Here is a 4310-nt window from a genome sequence, read left to right on the forward strand (position 1 = left end):
AAAAGTCACCATTTTTTAGGACCAAACACACTTTTGATGATTTCACTCAAAGGGGGTATGGTATTACTTTTATATAGCTTCTTGAGCTTTTTTAAGTATATTTTGATAAGCTGAATTTAAATTTTCGCATTCCTTTTTTAATATACCTTTGACGATTTGGGGTGGATCAGGCCAGATAGAAATATCACTAGCTTTCAAAATTGGCAATGACGAAGTGACGCCCTCAATGACGGGAACCTCTATACCAATGACTATTGTAGCAATTTTATGATGCCGGATCACGTATGAACACATAATACAAGGCTCATGTGTAGTGTAGAGCGTACAATCCTGCATATCTACATTTTGCCCTTTTGTGATTGCGTTCCGGATGGCTTCAATTTCTGCATGGCAAGTGATATCTTTTTTAGATTTACCTGCTTCTATCCCTTCACCTACTACTTTTCCTTCTTTCACTAGGAGTGCCCCTACCGGAGGATTACCTGCTTGCATGGCTTGCTTTCCTAGCCCGATGCATAGCTGCATCCATTTTTCATGCTCGGCCATCTTGCTTGAGTTTCTTTAACTCCTCTTCCAGTGCTTCTATGGTGGGCAGTTCTGTTCGGATATTTTCCGGCAAAGCTTCTGTAAAGCGATATTCAGCAATCCCAATCGGTTTATTCATATCTCTGAGTGCATACTCAGCTGTCACTTTCTTTTGATTGCTCCTGCATAAAATCATTCCTATGGAAGGCTTGTCTTCCATACTTTTTACCTGGCTATCCAAAGCAGAAAGATAAAAATTGAGCTTTCCGGCATACTCGGGTTTGAACTCTCCTATCTTTAACTCAATGTCTACATAACAATGCAACTTTATATGGTAGAAAAGCAGATCTATATAATAATCATCTCCATCCACCTCTACATGATATTGTTGGCCTACAAAAGCAAAACCTGCTCCCAATTCCAATAAAAATTTAGTAATATGAGATACAAGTGCCTTCTCTAACTCCTGTTCGTGCGCCTCATCTGTCAGGGAAAGAAAGTCAAAAATATAAGGATCTTTTAACGTTTGGGTAGCTAAGTCAGATTGTGGCTTTGACAGTGTTTGGGTAAAATTGGAGATGGCCTTGCCTTGTCTGGCAAACAATTTAGTTTGAATCTGATGCGCCAGTACATCCCTAGACCATCCATTTTGAATCGTTTGTTGCACATAAAACAATGCCTCTGTCCGATCTTTGATTTTATCTATAATCAACCTGTTATGCCCCCATGGAATTTGTCCCACAAGTTGTGGGACAATTGGATCTTGTTCCCCATAAAAAAGGTACCAACTACGCATGGCATATAGATTGGTCCGGGAAAAGCCTTTTAAGGTAGGAAAATCCTGAGTAAAATCTTTTGAAAGTTGTTCAACCACGGCGTTTCCCCAACCTGCTTGAGTAGACTTTTCAACAATAGCTTTACCTAAATCCCAATATAAGGTTAGCATTTGAGCATTTACCGTAAGGGCAGCTTTTATTTGAGCAGATTTGATTTTAGCTTTCAACTCCTCAAGAAAAGAACCATAACCGGGCAGAACAGTAGCAGACATAAGCTCAAAAGGAAACAAGTAAAAAACAGGAAGTACTAGATTTTATATTTGTAAGTCTCGAACATCAATAAGCTTTATAGATCAGCAAATCTACAATTGTAAGCAGCCAAATGAAAATGGAGAAATAAAAAGTATGCAAAGCCAAATGAAAAAATCTTGATTATAGAAGTTATTGTTATTATAGAAAGCTGAGTCTGAGAAATTAATACTCTATGACAGATGAAGCAATGCAGTGGCACTTAGTGTTAAAAGATACGCCCCTTTGGCTTTACTGTGAATTGTGATAGTTTTCTTCTTGCTGCCTGTCCGAAAAAGAGGGGGCGTGACATAAAGAACCTGTAGACACCTGAAGCCAGTTAGGCAATTAACAGGCCTGCCAGCACATACCTGACTAATTTCAAATGGTGATGGATGTTATATATACCAACTCGTCTGGTGTAACCGGCTTAGGATATGTGCAGTACTGGCTGAATATATGCAGAAAGGCATCGGGATTAAAAGCCGCTTCCGGTGTGAGAACGCCCCGTTTGGTTAGCTGTCCTTCGGCCAGCAGATACAGTCCAACAGCCAGAGGGATGCCAGTCATGCCGCCCATGCCGGGGGCAAATGCCCGTAAACCTATGGCCCGCTGCTCCCGCTTACCCTTACTAGAGCCCTGGGCCCAGGCAAATAGGGAAGGTACAGCACCTGAGCCGGCCGGAATGATGTCTTCTAGTGTAGGATTATCCAACTGGTCTTGTGCAATCCGGGCTGCTGCTTGTTCTACGCTCATCTGCCCTTCATTAACAGCCTTTGCTAACTGGATGATGCCTTCATAAGTTTGGTGGCTCATGTGCATTAGGTTTTTGCTTATCTTGAGTTGGGGGAGTGACAGGGGCAGTGTTACGGCTTCCGGGTGGCCAAGGGTGTAAAACGTCCGTTCACCCACGCCGGGATAATTCAGTGTTACCCCTTCCAGAGGTTTGGCACTTTGCTGTCTACCATTCTCATACACGGCAATCTGGCCTGTAAACTGGTGGACCCAGTGTATGATAGCTGCATGGCTGTCGGCCACCTCGAAGGCCGACTCAACATGCCAGCCGGTATAGAGCTCTTCTACATAGTCGAACTGCGTAGCCAGTTTCATGGCAAGCAGGTTGGATATACCCGGACTGGCGCCCAGGCCAATAATGGCTGTAATTGCAGCCTGCCTAGCCGGCTCACTTAGCTGCAGAATCTCAAGGGTTGGCTCCCAATCATCACAAAGGTCAAGGTAGTGGCATCCCGCTTCTATAGCGGCTTTTAAGGTCGGCAGGCCAAATCGATAATACGGCCCCACGCAATTAAGAACCACATCATGCGCCTGCAAAGCCCTTAGCAGGGCCCTTTGGTCAGTAACATCTAGTGCCATTGCCTGGGCTTTTGACCCGCAATGGTCGGCAAGCTGGCGGGCATAGGCCAAATTATGGTCGGCCACCGTCAGCCTTGTTATCAGTTTGAATGAAACGGCAGTATGGGCAGCCCACCGGCCCATGCCTCCTGCGCCTAACAGTATCACTTTCATAATCTTATGTCTTTAGTTGACGCTGCAAAGCTAGCTCAGGCAAAAAAGGTTACCTTTGATAAAAGTCAAAAGCTGATTTGACAAATGTCAAAACCAGTCAGCTAACTTTGGCTCGAATGCGGCTGAGGGTTTCCAGGGTGATGCCCAGATAAGAGGCAATATAGCTCAGGGGCACTTTCTGCACCAAATGGGGTTCATTGTGCAGCAAATCGGCGTAGCGTTCAGTGGCAGAGTGAAATTGCAGGGAGAAAATACGCTCTTCTAACCACATGGTGTAGTAATCGTTGCTGAGCCGGTCAATCTCGTCAATCTCCCGGTAAGTGGCTTTTAGCTTTTGTAGGGTTTGGTAACTAAGCAGCGTCACTTGTGACTCTTCCATCAGCTGAATGGCTGACTGGCTGGGTACTTGCAGGTAAAAGCTTTGAAACGAAGTAACAAAGTCGCCGGGGAAGAGAAAAGCGGTGCTTACTTCGGTGGTACCTTTAAGATGAAAAACCCGGGCAGAACCACTTTCCAGTGTGGCCACCTGCCGGCAGATGGCTCCCTGCCGGCACAGATAATAGCCTTTGGGCAGAAGCTCCCTCTGGCAGGCAGCCTCGTAATCCTGACGGGCAGGATGGGGTAAGTTTTTGGCTAGTTGCTTGTACCGTTGACGAAGTTCTTGTAATGGATTCATCTATATTCTTTCTCATCCTGAAATAACTTTGAATAATGCTACAGGGTTAAATAAAGTTATGGAATTCTCACCTAAAAGTATAGTGCAGAAAAGATCGGATTTAGATTCTGGAGCTTTTAGGTTTCAACAAAGGGGTCTGGGTGTTGCACAACTACTGGTTTGAAATCTTCCTTCTGAGTGGTAAATTCAGGAATGGTAGGCAAAAGAAAACAGTTCATCAACACTTGCCCTTCACTGATAGTGGAAACTTATGTTCCCAAGAACAATTTTTATCGCCAAATTAAGCAACTGCTACATTTAGACTTCCTCTATCAGGCCGTAGCTCCTTACTATGGCAAGTGTGGGCAGAAATCAATAGAGCCAGTGGTATTTTTTAAGCTACAGCTGGTAGCTCATTTTGAAAATATCTGTTCGGAGCGGGCTCTGATTGAGAACAGCCAATTGAGGCTAGATATTTTATACTTTGTATGTCGTCAGATAGAATTGGACAACTGATGGCAAAATAGAAGAGACAAATG

5 protein-coding genes are annotated in these 4310 nt (G+C 44.1%); 1 reads left to right on the forward strand and 4 read right to left on the reverse strand.

The features are described from left to right. Positions 1–69: 69 nt before the first annotated feature. The 4 genes from Q0590_RS36700 to Q0590_RS36715 all read right to left on the reverse strand — a co-directional run bounded on the left by Q0590_RS36700 (position 70) and on the right by Q0590_RS36715 (position 3792). Positions 70–492: a nucleoside deaminase gene (locus Q0590_RS36700; protein WP_302042662.1), complete on the reverse strand. Its 423-nt coding sequence runs from the start codon at positions 490–492 to the stop codon at positions 70–72. Positions 493–532: 40 nt separating this feature from the next. Then, entirely contained in the window at positions 533–1573 is a 1041-nt protein-coding gene (locus Q0590_RS36705) for a PDDEXK nuclease domain-containing protein (RefSeq protein WP_302042663.1), read from the reverse strand. A 397-nt stretch (positions 1574–1970) separates the two neighbouring features. Further along, a complete protein-coding gene (locus Q0590_RS36710) occupies positions 1971–3116 on the reverse strand; it encodes a saccharopine dehydrogenase family protein (RefSeq protein WP_302042664.1) in 1146 nt (381 codons plus the stop codon). Between the two features lie 97 nt (positions 3117–3213). Next, positions 3214–3792 carry a Crp/Fnr family transcriptional regulator gene (locus Q0590_RS36715; protein WP_302042665.1) on the reverse strand — a complete coding sequence of 193 codons (579 nt, stop codon included), beginning with the start codon at positions 3790–3792 and terminating at the stop codon, positions 3214–3216. Between the two features lie 192 nt (positions 3793–3984). Here Q0590_RS36715 and Q0590_RS37755 point away from each other — a divergent pair, with 192 nt between their 5' ends. After that, complete coding sequence (locus Q0590_RS37755; RefSeq protein ID WP_366970866.1) at positions 3985–4287, forward strand: transposase; 303 nt, start codon at positions 3985–3987, stop codon at positions 4285–4287. The last annotated feature ends 23 nt before the right edge of the window (positions 4288–4310 follow it).

Origin of the sequence: Rhodocytophaga aerolata, from assembly GCF_030503435.1 — a bacterium.
In the GTDB taxonomy this organism is placed as follows: domain Bacteria; phylum Bacteroidota; class Bacteroidia; order Cytophagales; family 172606-1; genus Rhodocytophaga; species Rhodocytophaga aerolata.

Coding starts and splice junctions, on each gene's coding strand:
- Q0590_RS36700 (WP_302042662.1), bottom strand. CDS start 492: ATGCAAGCAGGTAATCCTCCGGTAGGGGCACTCCTAGTGAAAGAAGGA.
- Q0590_RS36705 (WP_302042663.1), bottom strand. CDS start 1,573: ATGTCTGCTACTGTTCTGCCCGGTTATGGTTCTTTTCTTGAGGAGTTG.
- Q0590_RS36710 (WP_302042664.1), bottom strand. CDS start 3,116: ATGAAAGTGATACTGTTAGGCGCAGGAGGCATGGGCCGGTGGGCTGCC.
- Q0590_RS36715 (WP_302042665.1), bottom strand. CDS start 3,792: ATGAATCCATTACAAGAACTTCGTCAACGGTACAAGCAACTAGCCAAA.
- Q0590_RS37755 (WP_366970866.1), top strand. CDS start 3,985: ATGGTAGGCAAAAGAAAACAGTTCATCAACACTTGCCCTTCACTGATA.